Source organism: Arthrobacter sp. 05L44, from assembly GCF_056397605.1.
Genome location: NZ_JBFTNS010000010.1, coordinates 60,096 through 80,377, shown reverse-complemented (window position 1 = coordinate 80,377; position 20,282 = coordinate 60,096). Strand labels below are relative to the sequence as shown.

Here is a 20,282-nt window from a genome sequence, read left to right as displayed (position 1 = left end):
ATTAGCGGCGATTAACTGGGCCGCGCCGGCTCAGGCTGTTCGGTAGTGGTGCCGGATGTGCCGGCGGTCGTGCCGTGCCTGCCAGAATTCGACCTCCCGGGGACGGATCGCGTAGAGCTGCCAGGCCGGATTCTCACTGCCGTCCGCACCGGGCCGGGCGTTCCAGTCGGCGGCCGAGGCCTCCGCGGAGAGCTCCACCACGCTGCCGGCCACGCGCACCTGACGGCCCTGCTGCTGCCAGAAGAAGTTCAGCGCGGCCTCCGGGTTGGCGGCCAACTCGTGGCCTTTGCGCGATTCCCGCGAGGTGGCGACCTGCCAGCCGTCGGCGTCGATGTCTTTCAGGATCAGCATCCGCGACGAGGGCCGGCCGCGTTCGTCCGCCGTGGCCAGGCTGCAGGCGTTCGGCTGCGGCACTCCTGCGGCGAGGGCTTCTGCGAGCCAGTGCCGGAACAACTCGGCGGGGTCCTCCGGCGCTGCGTCCGGGTCGAAGTCCGGCATGGCGTCGGGGAAATCGGGCAGGGCGCGCAGGAACTCGCGGAACGATTCACTCATGCGCCCAGCTTAAACGCCGCGAGTTGGCACTCCACGGCAATGTTTGGAGAAAACATTGCCGCGAAGTGCCAACCCGGCCGGGGGCGGGAGCTACCCGGCGTACTGGCGCACGCCGTCGAGCTCCGCCTCGAGTGCCAACAGCTGGCGTTCGACGGCGGCCGGCGCGGTGCCGCCCTGGGAGTTCCTGCTGTTGAGCGAACCCTCGGTGGAGAGGACCGTGCGGACTTCCGGGGTCAGGTGCTCCGAAATCGCCGCGTATTCCTCGTCCGTCAGGTCCCAGAGTTCGACGTCGCGGCTCTCGGCCCGCTTCACCGCGGCACCGGAGAGTTCGTGCGCCTCCCGGAAGGGGACACCCTGCCTGACCAGCCATTCGGCAATGTCCGTGGCCAGGGCGAATCCCTGGGGTGCCAGGGATTCCATCCGTTCGGTGTTGAACTTCAGCGTCGCGATCATGCCGGAGACGGCCGGGAGCAGCAGCTCCAGGGTGTCCGCGGCGTCGAAGACCGGTTCCTTGTCCTCCTGGAGGTCGCGGTTGTACGCCAGCGGGAGGCCCTTGAGGGTGGCGAGCAGCCCCGTGAGGTCGCCGATCAGCCGGCCGGCCTTGCCGCGGGCCAGTTCGGCCACGTCCGGGTTCTTCTTCTGCGGCATGATCGAGGAGCCCGTGGAGTAGGAATCGTGCAGGGTCACGAAGGAGAACTCCTTGGTGGCCCACAGGATCACTTCCTCCGACACCCGCGACAGGTCCACGCCGATCATGGCCGAAACCCAGGCGAACTCGGCAAAGACATCGCGGGAGGCGGTGCCGTCGATCGAGTTGTGCGTCGCCGAGTTGAAGCCCAGATCCGCTGCCACGGCCTCCGGGTCCAGGCCCAGCGAGGAACCGGCCAGTGCGCCGGACCCGTAGGGCGAAACGCCGGCGCGCTTGTCCCAGTCGGCGAGCCGCTGCACGTCGCGCAGCAGCGCCCAGGCGTGGGCCAGCAGGTGGTGGCTGAGCAACACAGGCTGGGCGTGCTGGAGGTGGGTGCGTCCCGGCATGGCCACGCCCGGGTGGGCCTTGGCCTGTTCCACCAGCGCGTCGATCGTGGCGACCACACCGCGGGCGATGATCCGCGCGTGGTCACGCAGGAACATCCGGCCCAGGGTGGCCACCTGGTCGTTGCGGGACCGGCCGGCGCGGAGCTTGCCGCCCAGCTGGGTGCCGGCCCGCTCGATCAGGCCGCGTTCCAGCGAACCGTGCACGTCCTCGTCGGACTCCGCCGGGGTGTAGGCCCCGGAGGCGACGTCGGCGTCCAGCCGGTCCAGCGCGTCCAGCATGCCGGCCAGCTCGGCGTCGTCCAGCAGCCCGGCCTTGTGCAGCACGCGGGCGTGCGCCTTGGACCCGGCAATGTCGTAGCGGGCCAGCCGCCAGTCAAAGTGCGTGGACTTGCTCAGCGCGGCGAGGGCGTCGGCGGGCCCGCCGGCGAACCGGCCGCCCCACAGCGCACCCGTATTGGTTGCCTCGGACTTGTGCTCAGCCACAGGGGCTACTTTCCAGCGACGCGGATGTCGCGGCCGGAGGCAACCTTGGCGGACATGCCCCACAGCTCGATGAAGCCGCGCGCCATCGACTGGTCGAAGGTGTCGCCGGTGTCGTAGGTGGCGAGGTCGAAGTCGTAGAGCGAGGTCTCGGAGCGGCGGCCGTTGACGATCGCCTGGCCGCCGTGCAGCACCATGCGGATGTCACCGGAGACATACTTCTGGGTGTCCTCGATGAAAGCATCGAGGGAGCGCTTGAGCGGGGAGAACCACTGGCCGTCGTAAACCAGCTCGGCCCAGCGCTGGCCGACCGTGGCCTTGAAGCGGGCCTGCTCGCGCTCGATGGTGATGTCCTCAAGGTGCTTGTGCGCGGTGATCAGCGCCATGGCGCCGGGGGCCTCGTAGATTTCGCGGGACTTGATGCCGACGAGGCGGTCCTCGACGACGTCGATCCGGCCGACGCCCTGGGCACCGGCGCGGCGGTTGAGTTCCTTGATGGCCTGCAGCGGGGTGACCTTGACGCCGTCGATCGCCACCGGAACGCCGGCTTCGAAGGAGATGGTGACTTCGTCCGGGGCCGGCGGGAATTCCGGGGTGGCGGTGTAGTCGTAGATGTCCTTGGTGGGGGCGTTCCAGATGTCCTCGAGGTAGCCGGTTTCGACGGCGCGGCCCCAGACGTTCTGGTCGATCGAGTACGGGTTCTTTTTGGTGGTCTCGATCGGCAGTCCCTTTTCCTCGGCGAAGGCGATGGCCTTGTCCCGGGTCAGGGCGAGGTCGCGGACCGGGGCGATGCACTTCAGGTCCGGGCCGAGGGTCTGGATGCCGACTTCGAAGCGGACCTGGTCGTTGCCCTTGCCGGTGCAGCCGTGTGCCACGGTGGTGGCGCCGAATTCGCGGGCGGCCTTGACCAGGTGCTTGACGATCACCGGGCGGGAGATGGCCGACACCAGCGGGTAGTGGCCCTGGTAGAGGGCGTTGGCCTTCAGCGTGGGCACGCAGTACTCGTTGGCGAATTCATCGGAGGCGTCAGCCACGTAGGCTTCGACCGCGCCGCAGCCCAACGCGCGCTGGCGGATGGTCTCCAGCGACTCGCCGCCCTGCCCGACGTCGACAGCCACGGCGATGACCTCGGCGCCGGTCGCTTCACCGATCCAGCCGATGGCTACGGAAGTATCCAGGCCACCGGAGTAGGCCAGCACAATACGCTCAGTCACTTCAAATGCTCCTTAGTTGTTGGGTTCTTGGGTTGTCTGGAAAAGTTCGTGGACCACGATTATTGCCCGGCTTCTTCGGCCATTTGCAGGAAACGGCCGGCGACGGCGGCGCCGCCCAGCGGGTCGCGGGTGACCAGCAGTACGGTGTCGTCCCCCGCGATGGTGCCGAGGATCGAGGGCATCACGGAGTGGTCGATCGCGAGGGCCAGGAAGTTCGCGGCGCCCGGCGGGGTGCGGAGCACCGCGAGGTTCGCGGAGGCCTCGGCGGTGACCAGCAGTTCGCCGCAGAGCCTGGCGAGCCGCGCGTCGAGGATTTCCTGGGTCACGCCGCTCTTGGCCGCGCGTTCGCCGCCCTCCCCCGGCACGGCGTAGACCAGGACGCCGTCTTTGCCGCGGACCCGGACCGCGCCGAGCTCCACGAGGTCGCGGGACAGGGTGGCCTGGGTGACCTGGACGCCGTCGTCCGCGAGCAGCGCCGCGAGTTCGGCCTGCGAGCGGACGGACTCCCCGGTCAGGATCGCGGTGATCCGCGCCTGCCGGGCCGTCTTGGTGGCCGGGCTGGCCCCCTGCGCCGCGGGCTGGACGGACATTAGTCGGCCCCGCCGGCCGGTGCCAGGCCGTCCACAACGGCCAGGCCGGAGCGGTGCATAAGCCACGCCATCAGGGCTTTCTGGGCGTGCAGCCGGTTCTCGGCCTCATCCCAGACCACGGACTGCGGCCCGTCGATGACGCCGGCGGAAATCTCGTAGCCGCGGTACGCCGGCAGGCAGTGCAGGACGACGGCGTCCGGCGCGGCGAGGGTCATGGCGTCCTCGTCGACGGAGTAGTCACGGAACAGCTGCAGCCGGGCCTCCTTCTCGTCCTCCTGGCCCATGGAGACCCAGGTGTCCGTGGCGACGACGTCGGCGCCGCGCAGGGCTTCCGCGGCGTCGACGGTGACCAGGACCGAGCCGCCGGTACGGGCGGCGCGTTCTTCGGCCGCCGCGACGATCTCCGCGGCCGGGAGGTAACCCTCGGGGCCGGAAATCCGCACGTGCATACCGGCGGTGACGCCGGCCAGGAGGTAGGAGTTGGCCATGTTGTTGGCCGAGTCGCCCAGGTAGGCCATGGTCAGGCCGGCCAGGTCACCCTTGTGCTCCTTGACGGTCAGGAGGTCCGCCAGGAGCTGGCAGGGGTGGTAGTCGTCGCACAGGGCGTTGATGACCGGGACGCCGGAGTTCTCCGCCATCGCGACCAGGCCGGCGTGCGCGCCGGTCCGCCACACGATGGTGGAGACCATACGTTCGAGCACCTTGGCGGTGTCTTCGACGGATTCCTTGTGGCCGATCTGCGCCTCGCCGGGGTTGATGATGAGCGCGTTGCCGCCCATGTCCGCGATGCCGGTGGCGAAGGAGACGCGGGTCCGGGTGGAGGTTTTGTCGAAGATCACGGCCACGGTCTTGCGGCCGCTGGCCTCGGCCGCGAAGGGCTGGACGCTGTACGGGGCGGCCTTCATCCGGACGGCGAGCTCCAGCACCTCGGCCTGTTCGGCGGGGCTGAGGTCCGTGTCCTTGAGGAAGTGGCGGGTTCGGGTGGAAGTCTCGGTGGCGGTCACTGGGCGTCCTTTGCGGTCTGGAGGAGGGCCGGCAGCGCGGCGAGGAACAGGTCGGCCTGGCCGGCGGTCAGGATCAGCGGGGGCGCGAGCCGGATGGTGCGCGGTCCCGGGCTGTTGAGGATGAATCCGGCGTCGAGTCCGGCTGTGACGACGGCGGGGGCGACGTCGGCGTCGAGGTCGAAGCCGATCAGCAGGCCTTCGCCGCGGACTTCGGTGACGCCGGCGATGCCGGCGAGGCCGGCGCGCAGGTGGTCCCCGATGTCCCGGACGTGGGCCAGCACGTGCTGGTTTTCCAGCACGTGGAGGGTGGCAAGGGCCGCCGCGGTGGCCACCGGGTTCCCGCCGAAGGTGGTGCCGTGCTGCCCTGGGGTCAGCAGAGCCGAGACGTCCGGCCCGAAGGTGAGCAGGGCACCGATCGGGAAGCCGCCGCCCAGGCCCTTGGCGAGGGTCACGGCGTCGGGAACGATTCCGGCGTCCTCGCTCGCGAGCCACTTGCCGGTCCGGCCGATGCCGGTCTGGACCTCGTCCAGGATCAGCAGGGCGCCCGCGGCAGTGGTCGCCTCGCGGGCCGCCGCCAGGTAGCCGGCGGGCAGCGGCCGGACGCCGGCCTCACCCTGGATGGGTTCGAGGAAGACGGCGGCCGTGGTCTGGTCGATCGCGGCGCGGAGGGCTTCGATGTCACCGAACGGGACGTGGACGACGCCGCCGGGCAGCGGCGCGAACGGCGCCCGGTAGGCCTCTTTGGAGGTCAGGGCGAGGGCGCCCATGGTGCGGCCGTGGAACGCGCCGTCGAGGGCGATGATTTTGGTGCGCGGCAACTGGACCGTCCCCGCGTTGCGCCGGGCGAGCTTGAAGGCGGCCTCCACCGCTTCCGTGCCGGAGTTGGCGAAGAACACCTTGGACCCGGCCGGGGCCTTGGCAAGGTCCAGCAGCTTCTCGGCCAGGGCCACCTGCGTGGGGCTGGTGAAGAAGTTGGAGACGTGGCCCAGGGTGGCAAGCTGGCTGGAAATGACGGAGGTGACGAAGGGGTGGGCGTGGCCGAGGGCGTTCACTGCGATCCCGCCGAGCAGGTCCAGGTATTCCTTGCCGTCGGCGTCCCAGACCAGGCAGCCGGCGCCCCGGACCAGCACCCGCTGGGGCGTGCCGAAGACGCCGAGCAGCGAGGAGGAGTAGCGGGAAAGCCAGTCTGCTCCGCTGCTGCTCGGGACAATGGTGGTTGCGGCGGCCTCCGCAGCGATGGGGGCCCCGCCCGCTTCGCGGTGCCCGACCACACCCGGGCCCCCATCGCTGCTGCGGCCGTCGGCGTAATCGTTCAGTTCGGTGCTGCTCACTTGGCGGTCACTTCCTCGTCCGGGACAACCTGCGTGCCGATGCCCGCCGTCGTAAAGGTTTCGAGCAGCATCGAGTGCGGCAGCCGGCCGTCCACGATGTGCGCGCGTTCCACGCCGCCGTCGACGGCTTTGAGGCATGCCTCCATTTTGGGGATCATGCCCGACTCCAGGCCCGGCAGGAGGTCGCGCAACTCCGAGGCCGTGAGGGAGGAAATGAGTGAGGACCGGTCCGGCCAGTTGGCGTAGAGCCCTTCGACGTCGGTCAGGATCACGAGTTTGGAGGCGCCGAGGGCCTCCGCGAGGGCCGCGGCGGCGGTGTCCGCGTTGACGTTGAGCACCTGCCCGGTGGTGGAGCCGTCCTCGAAGGTCTCGGGCGCGACGGTGGAGATCACCGGGATGCGGCCGGCGGCGACAATGTCCAGGATGCCTTCCGGGTTCACGCCGACAACCTCGCCCACGAGGCCCAGGTCCACTTCCTCGCCGTCCACCGTGGTGCCGGTCCGGACGGCCCGCAGCAGCCCGCCGTCCTCCCCTGACATACCGACGGCGTAGGGCCCGTGCGAGTTGATGAGGCCAACGAGTTCGCGGCCGACCTGGCCGGTGAGGACCATCCGGACCACGTCCATGGCCTCGGGGGTGGTGACGCGCAGGCCGCCCTTGAACTCGGATTCGATGCCCAGCCGGCCCAGCATGGCGTTAATCTGCGGGCCGCCGCCGTGCACCACCACGGGGTGGATGCCGACGTGGTGCAGGAACACCACGTCCTCGGCGAAGGCGCGGCGCAGGTCCTCGTTGACCATGGCGTTGCCGCCGTATTTGATCACCATGGTGGTTCCGGCGAAGCGCTGGATCCAGGGCAGCGCCTCGATCAGGGTGCCGGCCTTGTCCTGGGCATCGGCCATGGAGGTGGTCTCCCGGGTCTGGGTGTTCATCTGCGTTGGTCCTTCGGTTCGTCCCGACGGTGCCTTCCCCTGCCGGGGTCAGCTGGAGTAGGCGCTGTTTTCGTGGACGTAGTCGTGGGTGAGGTCGTTGGTCCAGATGGTGGCCTCGGCCGCGCCGGCCTGCAGGTCGATCTCCACCAGGACCTCACGCGGCTCGAGGTCCACCAGGCCGCGGTCATCGCCGATGCTGCCGTCGCGGCAGATCTGCACACCGTTCATCGAGACGTTCAGCTGGTCAGGGTCGAACGCGGCGTCCGTGGTGCCGACGGCGGAGAGCACACGGCCCCAGTTCGGGTCCTTGCCGAAGATCGCGGCCTTGAACAGGTTGGAGCGGGCCACCGCCCGGCTGACCACTTCGGCGTCCTTTTCGCTGGCGGCGTTGAAGGTGCGGATGGCGATGTCGTGGCTGGCGCCCTCGGCGTCGCCGATCAGCTTGCGGGCCAGCTCAGCGCACACCTGGGTGAGTCCTGCGCCGAAGTCGGCCGCGGACGGGGTGGCGGCGGAGGCGCCGGAGCCGAGCAGCACGACGGTGTCGTTGGTGGACATGCAGCCGTCGGAGTCGGCGCGGTCGAAGGTGACGCGCGTGGCGTCGCGGAGGGCCACGTCGAGGAGCCCGGGCTGGACCTGGGCGTCCGTGGTGAGGACCACCAGCATGGTGGCCAGGCCGGGTGCCAGCATCCCGGCGCCTTTGGCCATCCCGCCGATGGTGTATTCGCGCCCCTCGGCGTCGGTGCCGGTGAAGACCGCCTCTTTGGAGACCGAGTCGGTGGTCATGATCGCCGTGGCGGCCGCGGCTCCGCCGTCGGCGCTCAGCTCAGCGGCAGCGGCGCCGATGGCGGGGACCAGCTTGTCCATCGGAAGTTGCTCGCCGATCAGGCCGGTGGAGCAGACAAAGATGTCCGTCGCGGACACCCCGAGTGCCTCTGCGGTTTTTTCCGCGGTGGTGTGGGTGTTCTGGAAACCCTGCGGTCCCGTGCAGGCGTTGGCGCCGCCGGAGTTGAGGATGACGGCGTCCACGCGGCCGTCCTTGATGACCTCGCGGGACCAGTGCACTGGCGCCGCGGCCACCCGGTTGGACGTGAAGACGGCGGCGGCCGCCTTGGCGGGGCCGTCGTTGACAACGAGGGCGAGGTCAGGATTTCCCGAGGCCTTGAGGCCGGCCTTGACGCCGGCTGCGCGGAATCCCTGGGGGGCGGTGATGCTCACGGTGCGACTCCCTGCAGGTCGAGGCCGGCGGTTTCCGCCAGGCCGAGGGCGATGTTCATGGACTGCACGGCGCCGCCGGCGGTCCCCTTGGTGAGGTTGTCGATGGCGCAGGTGACGATCACACGGCCGGTGTGGGCGTCTAGGGCCAGCTGCATCACCGCGTGGTTGGAGCCCTGCACGGACTTGGTGGAGGGCCACTGGCCCTCCGGGAGCAGGTGGACAAAGGGTTCTTCGTCGTAAGCCTCCGCCCAGGCGCTGCGCAGTTCCTCGGCAGTGACGCCGGGCCGGACCTTCGCTGTGGCCGTGGTGAGGATGCCGCGGCTCATCGGGGCCAGCGTGGGGGTGAAGGACACGGTGACGGGAGCGTTGAGGGCCTTCGAGAGGCCCTGCTCGATCTCCGGGGTGTGGCGGTGTCCGCCGCCGACGCCGTAAGGGCTCATGGAGCCCATGACCTCGGAGCCGATCAGGTTGACCTTGGCAGCCTTGCCGGCCCCGGAGGTGCCGGACGCGGCGACAATCACGACGTCGTCGGCTTCCAGGAGGTGGTTGCTGAACCCCGGGGTGAGTGCCAGGAGTGCCGAGGTCGGGTAGCAGCCGGGCACGGCGATCCTGGTGGCGCCGCGCAGGGCCTCGCGTTGGCCGGGAAGTTCGGGGAGGCCGTAGGGCCAGGTGCCGGCGTGCGGCGAACCGTAGAACTTCTCCCACGCGGCCGGGTCCTCCAGCCGGTGGTCAGCACCGGCGTCAATGACCACAGTCCCGGCCGGCAGCTGCGCGGCGATCTCCGCCGACGCCCCGTGCGGCAGGGCGAGGAACACGACGTCGTGCCCGGCCAGGTTCTCCACAGTGGTGTCCTCGAGGATACGGCCTGCCAAGCCATGGAGATGCGGCTGCAGTTCGCCTAGTCTGGAACCGGCGTTGCTGTGCGCGGTGATGCCGCCGATGGTGACGTCGGGATGACCGGCCAGGAGCCTCAGGACCTCGCCGCCGGCGTAGCCGCTGGCACCGGAGACCGCTACAGAAATAGTCATAACCCCGACTATACAGCAAGACTATGCATAGCGTCCGATATTTATGCATTCGTCACGCATGCCCCGGTATACCGTTTCGGCGCCCCGATGTCCCTAGGATGGACGCAGAGCACTGACGCTTCAGAAGGAGACACATGACGCACGCAATTGTCGCCCGGCAGGCCGGCGGACCGGAGGTCCTGGAAGTCGCGGAGGTCGACCGGCCCGTTCCGGGTCCTGGCCAGCTCCTGATCAAAGTCGCCGCCGTCGGGGTGAACTTCATTGACACCTACAAGCGCAGCGGCACGTACAAGGTGCAGTACCCCTTCACCCCGGGATCCGAGGCCTCCGGAACCATCGAGGAGCTCGGCGACGGCGTCACCGGCTTCTCCACCGGCGATCGGGTGGCCACCGCCGAAGGCGTCGCCTGCTACGCCGGGTACGCCGTCGTGGATGCGGACAAGGCACTGCCGGTCCCCCACGGCGTCGACGACTACACCGCGGCGGCCCTCCCCCTCCAGGGCATTACCGCCCACTACCTCATCAACTCCTCGTTCAAGGTGGAGGCCGGTCACACGGTGCTGCTGCACGCCGGTGCCGGAGGCGTGGGCCTGCTGCTGATCCAGCTGCTCAAGGCCAAGGGCGCGCAGGTCATCACCACGGTGTCCACGGACGAGAAAGAGGCGCTGGCCCGCGGGGCCGGCGCCGACCATGTGCTGCGCTACGACGGCTTTGCCGCCAAGGTCCGCGAGCTCACCGACGGCGCCGGCGCGCACGTTGTGTACGACGGCGTCGGCAAGGATACCTTCGACGATTCCCTGGCTGCGCTCCGGATCCGCGGGACGCTGGTGCTCTTCGGCGCCGCGTCGGGTCCGGTTCCGCCGTTCGACCCGCAGCGCCTCAATGCCGGCGGCTCGCTGTACCTGACCCGTCCGACTATCACCCACTTCCTCCAGGACGCGCAGGAGCGCCGCTGGCGTTCGGACGAGCTCTTTGCCGCCGTGGCCGACGGCAGCCTCAAGGTCCGGATCGGCGCCCGCTACGATCTCGCCGACGCCGCCACGGCGCACACCGACCTGGAACAGCGCCGCACCACCGGCAAGGTCATCCTGGTTCCCTGACCGTCCGCGGGAGCCACGCGCCATGTTCCGTTCACCTGCCGGGGTGAGAATCTCCCCGTGATTGAGCAACAACCGCCCTCCGGCAACGCTGCGCCGGCCGGGCCCGTGTTTGAACCGCAGCTGCCCGGTGCCCTGGCGGCGCCGCCCGCCCGGACCCTGATCGACGTCCTGCAGGACACCGCGGACCGTTTCCCTGAGGCGTCCGCGCTCGACGACGGCCGCCGCTCGCTCAGCTACGCCCAGCTGATGGACGAGGTCCGGGCCGCGGCCAGGCATCTGCACGCGGAAGGGCTGGGCGCGGGAGACAACATCGGGGTCCGGATTCCGTCCGGCACCAACGAGCTCTATGTCGCCATCCTCGCGATCCTGTTCGTGGGGGCCGCCTACGTCCCGGTCGACGCGGACGATCCTGACGAGCGGGCCAAACTGGTCTTCGGCGAGGCCCGGGTAGCCGGCATCGTGCGCGCCGGCGGCACGATTACGGCCGCACCGGACCGCCCCCGGCCGTTCCAGGGGGCGCGGCAGCCGGTCCCGGACGACGACGCCTGGGTGATCTTCACCTCCGGATCCACCGGCATCCCCAAGGGCGTCGCGGTGCAGCACCGCTCCGCGGCCGCGTTCGTCGATGCCGAGGCCCGGCTTTTCCTGCAGGCCGAGCCGGTCGGCCCCCAGGACCGGGTGCTGGCCGGGCTGTCCGTGGCCTTCGACGCCTCCTGCGAGGAAATGTGGCTGGCCTGGCGGCACGGCGCCTGCCTGGTGCCGGCGCCGCGGGCCCTGGTCAGGACCGGCATGGACCTGGGCCCGTGGCTGATCAACCACGGCATCACGGTGGTCTCCACGGTGCCGACGCTCGCGGCACTGTGGCCGGTGGAGTCCCTGGAAAGCGTCCGGCTGCTGATTTTCGGCGGCGAGGCGTGCCCGCCCGAGCTTGCCGCCCGGCTGGCCGTTGACGGCCGCGAAGTGTGGAACACCTACGGCCCGACCGAGGCCACGGTGGTCGCCTGCGCCGCTCCGCTGGGCGGGCCGGGTCCGGTGCGGATCGGACTGCCGCTGGACGGCTGGGACCTCGCCGTCGTGGGCTCCGACGGCGCACCGGTCGCGGAGGGCGCGATCGGGGAGCTGATCATCGGCGGCGTCGGGCTGGCCCGCTACCTCGATCCGGTCAAGGACGCCGAAAAGTACGCCCCGTTCCCGGCCCTGGGCTGGGCGCGCGCTTACCGTTCCGGGGACCTCGTGCGGTACGAACGGGCCGGCCTGCTGTTCGTTGGCCGGGCCGATGAACAGGTTAAGCTGGGCGGCCGCCGGATCGAACTGGGCGAGGTCGACGCCGCCCTCCAGTCCCTGCCCGACGTCGCCGGCGCCGCCGCCGCCGTCCGCACCACGGCAGCCGGCAACCAGGTGCTGGTGGGCTACCTCTCCCCCGCCGAGGGCCGGGAGCTGGACCTGGCCGCGGCGCGGCAGCAGCTCACGGCCACCCTGCCGGCCCCGCTGATCCCGCTCCTGACCGTTGTGGACTCCCTGCCGACCAAGACCAGCGGCAAGGTGGACCGGAACGCGCTGCCGTGGCCGCTGGCCGGGGCAGGTGCCGATACCACCGCGGAGCCGCTGGACCTTCCGGAGGATGCCCGGTGGGTCGTCGAGCAGTGGAGCGCGGTGCTCGGCGGAACCGTCACCAACCTCGACGCCGACTTCTTCGCCTTCGGCGGCGGCTCGCTGGCCGCGGCCCAGCTCGTTTCTGCGCTGCGGGTCCGCTACCCCACCATCACGGTGGCCGATATCTACGCCACCCCACGGCTTGGCGCCCTGATCGACGCCGCCCGCCAGTCCCTGCCGGAGGGCGGTGCCGCCGCGGCCGGCGAACGGTCGGTACGTCCCACGTCCCGCCGGGCCCAGTGGCTGCAGACCTTTCTTGGCGTTCCGCTGCACATCCTGGTTGGGATGCGTTGGCTGACCTATTTGATGGCCGCCAACAACGTGCTCGCCTCCCTCGCCGGGTTTTCCGCCGCCCCGACGCTGTCCTGGTGGTGGGTGGGCGCGTCGTGGCTGGTATTCGTCAGCCCGGCCGGCCGCATGGCCATCTCGGTAGCCGCGGCACGGCTCCTGCTGCGCAACGTCCGTCCGGGCAGCTATCCTCGCTCCGGCCGGGTGCACCTGCGGCTGTGGCTCGCGGAACAGATCCAGGACCTGGCCGGCGCCATCAGCCTTGCAAGCGCCCCCTGGGTGCCGTACTACGCGCGGGCCCTCGGCGCCACCATCGGGAACAACGTCCAGCTGCACTCGCTGCCGCCGGTCACCGGCCTGCTGTCGCTGGGGAGCGGAAGCAACGTCGAACCCGAAGTGGACCTCTCCGGCTGGTGGATTGACGGCGATTCGGTCCATATCGGGGCGATCCGTATCGGCGCCGACGCCGTGATCGGAGCCCGCAGCACCCTGATGCCCGGCGCCAGCATCGGCGCCGGGGCGCAGGTGGAACCGGGTTCCGCGGTCCTGGGCCGGGTCAAGGCCGGTCATCTGGTGGCCGGTTCCCCGGCCGAACGCCGGGGCAAGGCGAAAGCGGACTGGCCCGATGCCCCGCCGGAGCATCGCCTGGCCGGCCGGCTGTGGATCGTGGGTTTCGCCTCGGCGTCGGCCCTCCTGGCCCTGATCCCCTACGTCTCCGCCGCGGCCGCCGCGCTGGTGATCTTCGCCGGCATCCGCGGCCACGACTCGCTGACAGGCGCCCTGCCGCAACTGGTCCTGTCCCTCCCGCTGGCCGCACTCGCCTGGTTCAGCGCCAACCTGCTGCTGATTCTGGCCACCACGCGCCTGCTGGGGCTGGGGCTGCAGGCCGGCTACTACCGGGTGCGCAGCCGGATCGGCTGGCAGGTCTGGGCCACGGAACGGGTCCTGGACCTGGCCCGCGACCTGCTGTTCCCGATCTACGCCAGCCTGTTCACCCCCGTCTGGCTGCGCCTCCTGGGCGCCAGGATCGGCCGGAACGTGGAGGCCTCCACCGTGCTGCTGATCCCGAAAATGACGACCGTCGGCGCGGGGGCCTTCCTGGCCGATGACACCCTGATCGCCTCCTACGAGCTCGGCGGCGGGTGGATGAAGATTGCCCCGGCCAAGGTGGGGAAGCGTTCGTTCCTCGGCAACTCCGGCATGACCGGAGCCGGGCGGAGCGTGCCCAAGAACTCTCTGGTGGCGGTGCTCTCGGCCACCCCGGCGAAGGCCAAGGCGGGCACGTCGTGGCTGGGCAGCCCGCCGGTCCGGCTGCGGCGGACCGCCATCGCCTCCGACGACACCCGCACCTTCCAGCCGCCCCTGCGGCTCAAACTCGCCCGCGCCTTGTGGGAGCTCTGCCGCTTCATTCCCGTGGTGTTGACAGTGGCCGTGGCCGCCGCGGTGCTGATAGCGCTGGACTGGCTGGCGGTGACCTTCAACTACGCGGTCGCTGCCCTGCTGGGCGGCGTGGTGGTGCTGCTGGCCGGCGCGGCCGCCGCCGGAAGCGCCGTCGTCGCCAAGTGGCTCCTGGTGGGGCGCATCCGCCCCGGCGAGCACCCGCTCTGGAGCTCCTTTATCTGGCGCAACGAGGTGGTGGACACGTTCATCGAGATGGTCAGCGCCCCGTGGTTCGCGCGCGCAGCGTCGGGTACCCCGGCCCTTGTCTGGTGGCTTCGTGCCCTCGGCGCGAAGATCGGTGCCGGCACCTGGTGCGAGAGTTACTGGTTCCCGGAAGCGGACCTGGTCACGCTGGGCCGCAGTTCAACGGTGAACCGGGGCTGCGTCGTCCAAACGCACCTGTTCCACGACCGGGTCATGAGCATCGACACTGTTACGCTCGAAGACGGCGCCACCATGGGCCCGCACGGGGTCATCCTGCCGCGGGCACGGATCGGCAACGGGGGCACCGTGGGTCCGGCATCCCTTGTGATGAGGGGGGAAACGGTCCCCGCCGCCACCTACTGGATGGGCAATCCCGTCAGTCCGTGGGGCGGCCCGGTAGTCCCGGCGCCCAAGCCGAAGTAGCACCAGCCCGCGCTCCGCCCGGCAGGCACCGTGCCAGCCGCAACCACCGAAGGCCGTCCATGACTCCCCCAGCATCCGCCGCCGAGGAACTGCCTCCCGCGGCATCCGCGACCGCCCCGGATCCCTACATGCCCGGCCACGGCACCGACGTGTACCGCGTCGCGCGCTACGAACTGGAGCTCGACTACCGGATCAACAGCAACCACCTCCGGGGCCGCGCCACCCTGCGCGCCGTTGCCCGCCGGCAGAGCTCCGCGATTGTCCTCGACCTGACCGGGCTCCGCGCCACCAAGGTCCTGATGCCCGGCCGGAAGGTCCGCAAATTCAGCCAGCGCGCTGGCCAGCTTGTGGTGGTCCCGGAGCCCGCAGTGCTTCCCGGTGACGAGTTCAGCCTGGACATCCGCTACGAAGGAAATCCGGCGCCCCGCCGCGGACTCTGGGGTGAGGTGGGCTGGGAGGAACTGAGCGACGGCGTCCTGGTGGCCGGCCAGCCGAACGGCGCCGCGTCCTGGTTCCCGTGCAACGACCACCCGGGAGACAAAGCCAGCTACCGGATTTCCGTCAGCACGGACGCCAACTACCGGGCCGTCTGCAACGGGTCCCTCGTCTCCCACCATGCGCGCTCCAGCCGGGAAACCTGGGTCTACGAACAGTCCGAGCCGATGGCCACCTACCTCGCCACCGTCCAGATCGGCCGCTACGAACTGCTGCCGCTCAACCCGGAACGGACCGCCGGCGACATCGTCCAGACCGCCGCCGTTCCGGCCGAGCTGGTGGCCCTGGCACGTACCGGGCTGGCCCGGCAGCCGCAGATGATGCGCACCTTCACCAGCTGCTTCGGGCCTTTTCCGTTTCCGGGCTACACCGTTGTGGTGACCGACGATCCCCTCGAGATCCCGCTGGAGGCGCAGTCGCTGTCCATCTTCGGCCGCAACCACCTGTCCACCGACTGGGAGTCGCAGCGCCTGATCGCCCACGAACTCTCACACCAGTGGTTCGGAAACTCGCTGACGGCAGCCTCCTGGAAAGACATCTGGCTGCACGAGGGGTTCGCCTGCTACGCGGAGTGGCTCTGGTCCGAGGAGGCCGGGATCATGAGTGTCGGCGACCGCGCCCGGGCCGCCTGGCGGCTGCTGAGCCGGCAGGAGCAGGACGTGCTGGTGGGCGACCCCGGGCCGGAACTGATGTTTGATGACCGTGTCTACAAGCGCGGCGCCCTGGCCCTGCACGCGGTCCGGCTCCGCTGCGGCGACCTCGCGTTCTTCGCGCTCCTGCACGACTGGACGGCGGCCCACCGGCACGGATCGGTCACCACTGAAGATTTCATCATGGCGGCTGACCGCGCCGCCGGCATCGACGCCGAAGCCCTGCTGCACCCCTGGCTCTACGAGGAAGCGCTCCCGCCCCTGCCCGGCTGATTTGCGACGGCGGCGGCAAAGTGTGCCGGCAGCCCGGTTTCGGCGGGCGGCAGGTCCCGGATGTCGGGATTTCGGAGCACCTCCACCGTGTCCGGAGCTGTCCGCAATCCGGCACCCGTGAGCTTTAGCCACGCCTCTTTCCGCGCCCAGAGGCGTGCCCGTCCGGGCAGTTGCGCGGCCGGGGGAAGGCCGGTCAGGCTGGCCCGCTCCGCCGGGCTCAGCGCCACCGTGTCAAAGCCGTCAAAGTCTGTCCCCGCCGGATCCTGCAGGTCAACGCCGAGGCGTTGTCCGGGCAGGGGGTCCGGAACGGCCGCCAGCAGGATCCAGCCGGCACTGCGGGAGAGGCTGAGCAGCAGCGGCACCGGCGCGCCGCCCTCGCTGTACCCCGGCCTGCCGTGCGCGGCTCCGGGGCCGCACTGCGGGCAGGTGTAGGCAGCCGTGAGGTCCGATGCCGGGACCTCCAGCAGTTCCGCCGCGAGCCGGCGCTGGGCCAGCCGGCCGGACAGGAAGGCCTCCCGCGGTCCGGGCTCCAGGCCGTTCGCGCGGTCGAGTTCGACGTCGTCCAGCAGCGCCAGCGCGGCGGCCTCCACGGCGTCCGGGGCCAGCCGGCCCCAGCCAGGGGTGCCGGCGCCGGATACGCCGAAGGGCGGGACCGACCGCAGTACTAACTGCGATGCCATGGTCCCGCCCTCCTGCAGGTCACCGGTTGACGTCAAAACGTCGGGTCCGTCAGGGCGTCAGCGCTGCACGGCCCCGAAGCGCTCGTGCGCAGCTGCGACCGCGGCGTCCCTGGCGGCCGAGGCCTCGTCGGCCGTCAACGTCCGGTCATCCGCGCGGAACCGGAGGTTGAAGGCGAGCGACTTCTTGCCGTCCTCGATGCCCTTCCCGGCGTAGACGTCGAACAAGGACACGTCCTCCAGCAGCTCCCCCGCGCCCTCGCGCAAGGCAGCCAGCACGTCATCCGCCGGGACGTCGGCGGCCACCACCAGGGCAACGTCCTGGGTGGCTACGGGGTAGCTGGAGATGTGCCGGGCCACGATCACATCGGCGGCGGCGTCGAACAGCGCGTCTGCGTTCAGTTCCAGCGCCGCCGAGCGGGCCGGCATGTCGTGGGCTGCGAGCAGCTTCGGGTGCAGTTCGCCGGCATAACCGATCACGTCGCCGCTGCGCAGGGCCAGCTGCGCGGTCCTGCCCGGGTGGAAGGCCTGGTGCTCGCCTCGGCTGACCACCAGCTCGACGCCGAGGACGTCGCCGGCGAGCCGGGCCAGGTCCAGCGCGTCGGCCCAGTCCCAGGGCCGGGGCGTGTGCTCGGGCGCGGCGGGGGAATCGAACCCGGTCAACACGGCCGCGAGGTGCAGCGGCTGGTCCGGGACGCCGTCGTACAGCCCGTCCAGCACGTCATCGGCTGGTTTGGCGCCCAACGGAGGAATGGACGCGGTGCCCAGCGTTCCGTTCGGCAGGAACACCAGCCCGGATTCGAAGAGCGCCAGGTCGCGGAAACCGCGGGAGTGGTTGCGCTTGGCCACCTCGATCAGGCCGGGCAGGATGGAGGTCCGCAGGTAGCCGTGCTCTTCGCTGATCGGGTTGGCCAGCTTGAGCGCTTTCCGTTCCGCGCCGGCGGCCGGGACACCAAAGGTGTCGTTGGCAGCCTTGGAGACAAACGGGTAGGCCAGGACTTCGGTGAGGCCGGCGTCGGCCAGGGCCTGGATGAGCCGGCGGCGCTGCTGCTGCACCCGGGTCAGGCCGCGGCCCGGGGGTGCCACCGGCAGGGTCGCCGGGATCTTGTCGTAGCCGACCAGCCGGGCGATTTCCTCGGAGAGGTCCTCCTTGGTCTCCAGGTCGGTGCGCCAGCTCGGGGCCGTGACGGAGTACCCGGTGCCGGTCTTCTCAACCACGGCACCGAGGTCCTGCAGCGAGGTCAGGATCTGCTCCTCGGTGAAGTCGATGCCGATGCGCTCCGCCGCGAAGCCCGCTGGCAGTTCGACGGCGACGGCGTCAGGGGCGGTCCCGACGTCGGTCCCCGTTGCGTCGGCGGTGCCGCCGGCGAGTTCGACCAGGAGGTCTACCACCCGCTGGGCCGCCACCGGGGCGATGTGCCAGTCGACGCCGCGTTCGAAACGCTTGGAGGCCTCGGACGGCAGCTTGTGGCGCCGGCGCGAGCGGGCGATCGAGACCTCGTCGAAGTGCGCGGCTTCCACCAGGATGTTGGTGGTGGCGTCCGAGACTTCGGTGGCGGCGCCGCCCATCACACCGGCGATGCCGATCGCGCCGGAATCATCGGTGATCAGGAGGTCCTCGGCGTCGAGGGTGCGTTCCTTGGCGTCCAGGGTGATGATCTTTTCCCCGGCCGCCGCCCGCCGGACCACAATGTCGCCCGAGAGCGTGTCCAGGTCATAGCAGTGGGTGGGCTGGCCGAGTTCCAGCATGACGTAGTTGGAGATGTCCACCGGCAGGGAGATCGACCGGATGCCCGCGAGCCGCAGCCGGGAGGTCATCCACGGCGGTGTCGGCCTGGTGGCGTCGACGCCGCGGACGGTGCGGGCCACGAAGCGGTCGCAGCCGGGCTTGCCGTAGATCGGGGCGTCATCGTTGAGCTTGACGCCGAAGCCGCCGGCCAGGTCGGCGGGCGCCGTCACGGTGGATGCCGGGTCGGTGAACGGCGTGCCGGTGGCGTGTGCGTACTCCCGGGCGACGCCTCGGATCGAGAACGCATAGCCGCGGTCCGGGGTGACGTTGATTTCGGCGGCCTGGTCGTAGAGGCCCAGCAGCTCCATGGCGTCGGTGCCGACTTCCGGGTCCAGGCCAATGCGTGAGAGGACCAGGATCCCGTCGTGGTCCTCGCCGATGCCGAGTTCGCGCACGGAGGCGATCATGCCGGCGGAGAGGTGCCCGTAGGTCTTGCGGGCGGAGATGCGGAAATCGCCGGGCAGCACGGCGCCCGGCAGGGTCACCACCACCTTGTCGCCTTCCACGAAGTTGTGGGCGCCGCAGATGATGCCCTGGACGCCGGAGGGGTCGATGCCCTCGCCGGTCAGGGTCTGCTGCTGGCCCTCGGGGACAACCCGGACCTGGCACCAGTTGATGGTCTTGCCATTGGTCTGGGGTTCCTTGACCAGGCTCAGGACCTGGCCCACCACCACGGGGCCCTGGAGGGTGTCCGTGGGGCGGTGGACCGCTTCTTCTTCGAAACCGACCTTAACGAGGTCCGCCATAACGTCTTCGGCCGTTGCTTCGGCCGGAACGGCCGCGAATTCGCGCAGCCAGGAAAGGGGGATACGCACTGTTAGATCTCCATCCCGAAGTGCTCGCTGAAACGTACATCGCCTTCGATCATGTCGCGCATGTCGCCGACCTCGTTGCGGAACATGAGGGTACGCTCGATGCCCATGCCGAAGGCAAAACCTGAATAAATGTCCGGATCGATGCCGGCGGCGCGCAGCACGTTGGGGTTGACCATGCCGCAGCCGCCCCACTCGATCCAGCGCGGACCACCCTTGGCGCCTGGGTGCCAGATGTCGAGCTCCGCGGACGGCTCGGTGAAGGGGAAGTAGTTGGGGCGAAGCCGGATCTGGGCTTCCTCGCCGAACATCTGGCGGGCGAAGTGCTCCAGCGTGCCTCGCAGGTCCGCCATGGACAGCTTCTTGTCGATGGCCAGGCCTTCGAACTGGTGGAAGACCGGGGTGTGGGTGGCGTCGAGTTCGTCGGTGCGGAAGACCTTGCCGGGGCACAGGACGTAGATGGGCACCTCGCGTTCCAGCATGGACCGGACCTGGACCGGGGAGGTGTGGGTGCGCATCAGCAGGTGGGCCTCGGGCGGCTCCACGAAGAAGGTGTCCTGCATTTCGCGGGCAGGGTGGTCCGGCTTGAAGTTCAGCGCGTCGAAGTTGAACCATTCGGACTCGACCTCGGGGCCCTCGGCGATTTCCCAGCCCATGCCGACGAAGATGTCCGCAACGCGGTCCTGCAGGGTCGAGAGCGGGTGGCGGGCGCCGGCACGACGGCGGCGCGGGGCGGCGGTGACGTCCACGGTCTCCTCGACCAGGATCCGGGCGTCGTTCTCGGCCTCGAGTTCCACGGTGCGGTCCGCGAGCGCCTTGTTGACGCGTCCGCGGGAAACTCCCATCAGTTTGCCGGCGGCGGCCTTCTGGTCCTTGGGCAGTGCACCGATTTCGCGGTTGGCCAGGCTCAGCGCGGATTTTTCCCCGGTGTGGGCCAGCCGCACGGCCTTGAGTTCGTCGAGCGTCGAGGCAGCGGCGATGGCGGCGACGGCTTGGTCTACGGCGGCGGTGATGGCGGCTTCGTCCAGAGGGTTCGGGACGGCTGCGCCCGGCAAAGTTTCAGTCATCTACTGTTCTTAGCTACGAGTCGGGTGATG

General features: G+C 70.1%; 15 protein-coding genes. 3 read left to right on the top strand and 12 right to left on the bottom strand.

The annotated features are described in order from the left end of the window. Positions 1-30: 30 nt before the first annotated feature. From AC1DHY_RS15345 to argC, 9 genes are all read right to left on the bottom strand, one after another. Entirely contained in the window at positions 31-552 is a 522-nt protein-coding gene (locus AC1DHY_RS15345) for a pyridoxine/pyridoxamine 5'-phosphate oxidase (RefSeq protein WP_476879708.1), read from the bottom strand. 90 nt (positions 553-642) lie between these two features. Further along, positions 643-2,070: an argininosuccinate lyase gene (gene argH / locus AC1DHY_RS15340; protein WP_476880675.1), complete on the bottom strand. Its 1,428-nt coding sequence runs from the start codon at positions 2,068-2,070 to the stop codon at positions 643-645. Positions 2,071-2,075: 5 nt separating this feature from the next. After that, positions 2,076-3,281, bottom strand: a complete 1,206-nt coding sequence (locus AC1DHY_RS15335; protein WP_079551246.1) for an argininosuccinate synthase — start codon at positions 3,279-3,281, stop codon at positions 2,076-2,078. Positions 3,282-3,340: 59 nt separating this feature from the next. Beyond that, a complete protein-coding gene (locus AC1DHY_RS15330) occupies positions 3,341-3,871 on the bottom strand; it encodes an arginine repressor (RefSeq protein WP_476878059.1) in 531 nt (176 codons plus the stop codon). After that, positions 3,871-4,875 carry an ornithine carbamoyltransferase gene (gene argF, locus AC1DHY_RS15325; RefSeq protein WP_476878058.1) on the bottom strand — a complete coding sequence of 335 codons (1,005 nt, stop codon included), beginning with the start codon at positions 4,873-4,875 and terminating at the stop codon, positions 3,871-3,873. The genes AC1DHY_RS15330 and argF overlap by 1 nt, the downstream gene beginning before the upstream one ends. Continuing rightward, positions 4,872-6,113, bottom strand: coding sequence for an acetylornithine transaminase (locus tag AC1DHY_RS15320; protein ID WP_476878061.1), 1,242 nt, complete (start codon positions 6,111-6,113; stop codon positions 4,872-4,874). Before AC1DHY_RS15320 ends, argF begins: the two co-directional genes overlap by 4 nt. 89 nt (positions 6,114-6,202) lie before the next feature. Next, positions 6,203-7,138 (bottom strand): acetylglutamate kinase, encoded by a 936-nt coding sequence (argB, locus tag AC1DHY_RS15315; protein WP_476903868.1) that lies wholly within the window; start codon positions 7,136-7,138, stop codon positions 6,203-6,205. A 48-nt stretch (positions 7,139-7,186) separates the two neighbouring features. Then, on the bottom strand, positions 7,187-8,353 hold the full coding sequence (argJ, locus tag AC1DHY_RS15310; RefSeq protein WP_476878056.1) for a bifunctional glutamate N-acetyltransferase/amino-acid acetyltransferase ArgJ: 1,167 nt from the start codon (positions 8,351-8,353) through the stop codon (positions 7,187-7,189). Continuing rightward, positions 8,350-9,381 (bottom strand): N-acetyl-gamma-glutamyl-phosphate reductase, encoded by a 1,032-nt coding sequence (gene argC / locus AC1DHY_RS15305; RefSeq protein WP_476903867.1) that lies wholly within the window; start codon positions 9,379-9,381, stop codon positions 8,350-8,352. The genes argJ and argC overlap by 4 nt, the downstream gene beginning before the upstream one ends. 134 nt (positions 9,382-9,515) lie before the next feature. Here argC and AC1DHY_RS15300 point away from each other — a divergent pair, with 134 nt between their 5' ends. Genes AC1DHY_RS15300 through AC1DHY_RS15290 form a run of 3 tightly spaced genes read left to right on the top strand, consistent with a single transcriptional unit; the run spans position 9,516 to position 15,907 of the window. Beyond that, complete coding sequence (locus AC1DHY_RS15300) at positions 9,516-10,481, top strand: quinone oxidoreductase family protein (RefSeq protein WP_476878054.1); 966 nt, start codon at positions 9,516-9,518, stop codon at positions 10,479-10,481. Between the two features lie 57 nt (positions 10,482-10,538). Next, complete coding sequence (locus AC1DHY_RS15295) at positions 10,539-14,489, top strand: Pls/PosA family non-ribosomal peptide synthetase (protein WP_476903866.1); 3,951 nt, start codon at positions 10,539-10,541, stop codon at positions 14,487-14,489. 59 nt (positions 14,490-14,548) lie between these two features. Beyond that, positions 14,549-15,907 carry a M1 family metallopeptidase gene (locus AC1DHY_RS15290; RefSeq protein ID WP_476878052.1) on the top strand — a complete coding sequence of 453 codons (1,359 nt, stop codon included), beginning with the start codon at positions 14,549-14,551 and terminating at the stop codon, positions 15,905-15,907. On the opposite strand, the gene AC1DHY_RS15285 is transcribed toward AC1DHY_RS15290, so the two are convergent. From AC1DHY_RS15285 to pheS, 3 genes are read right to left on the bottom strand one after another with little or no spacing between them, the layout of a single operon-like run. Continuing rightward, positions 15,874-16,587, bottom strand: a complete 714-nt coding sequence (locus AC1DHY_RS15285) for a 4'-phosphopantetheinyl transferase family protein (RefSeq protein ID WP_476903865.1) — start codon at positions 16,585-16,587, stop codon at positions 15,874-15,876. The genes AC1DHY_RS15290 and AC1DHY_RS15285 overlap by 34 nt on opposite strands. 57 nt (positions 16,588-16,644) lie before the next feature. Next, the gene (pheT, locus tag AC1DHY_RS15280) at positions 16,645-19,188 is read right to left on the bottom strand and encodes a phenylalanine--tRNA ligase subunit beta (protein ID WP_476878050.1); all 2,544 of its coding nucleotides are present in this window, start codon (positions 19,186-19,188) and stop codon (positions 16,645-16,647) included. 2 nt (positions 19,189-19,190) lie between these two features. After that, positions 19,191-20,252 (bottom strand): phenylalanine--tRNA ligase subunit alpha, encoded by a 1,062-nt coding sequence (pheS, locus tag AC1DHY_RS15275; RefSeq protein WP_476878049.1) that lies wholly within the window; start codon positions 20,250-20,252, stop codon positions 19,191-19,193. Between the last annotated feature and the right edge of the window lie 30 nt (positions 20,253-20,282).

Bases quoted from the DNA above. Each gene is read 5' to 3' on its own strand.
- AC1DHY_RS15345 (WP_476879708.1), bottom strand. From the start codon at position 552: ATGAGTGAATCGTTCCGCGAGTTCCTGCGCGCCCTGCCCGATTTCCCC.
- AC1DHY_RS15330 (WP_476878059.1), bottom strand. From the start codon at position 3,871: ATGTCCGTCCAGCCCGCGGCGCAGGGGGCCAGCCCGGCCACCAAGACG.
- argB (WP_476903868.1), bottom strand. From the start codon at position 7,138: ATGAACACCCAGACCCGGGAGACCACCTCCATGGCCGATGCCCAGGAC.
- argC (WP_476903867.1), bottom strand. From the start codon at position 9,381: ATGACTATTTCTGTAGCGGTCTCCGGTGCCAGCGGCTACGCCGGCGGC.
- AC1DHY_RS15300 (WP_476878054.1), top strand. From the start codon at position 9,516: ATGACGCACGCAATTGTCGCCCGGCAGGCCGGCGGACCGGAGGTCCTG.
- AC1DHY_RS15290 (WP_476878052.1), top strand. From the start codon at position 14,549: ATGACTCCCCCAGCATCCGCCGCCGAGGAACTGCCTCCCGCGGCATCC.
- AC1DHY_RS15285 (WP_476903865.1), bottom strand. From the start codon at position 16,587: ATGGCATCGCAGTTAGTACTGCGGTCGGTCCCGCCCTTCGGCGTATCC.
- pheS (WP_476878049.1), bottom strand. From the start codon at position 20,252: ATGACTGAAACTTTGCCGGGCGCAGCCGTCCCGAACCCTCTGGACGAA.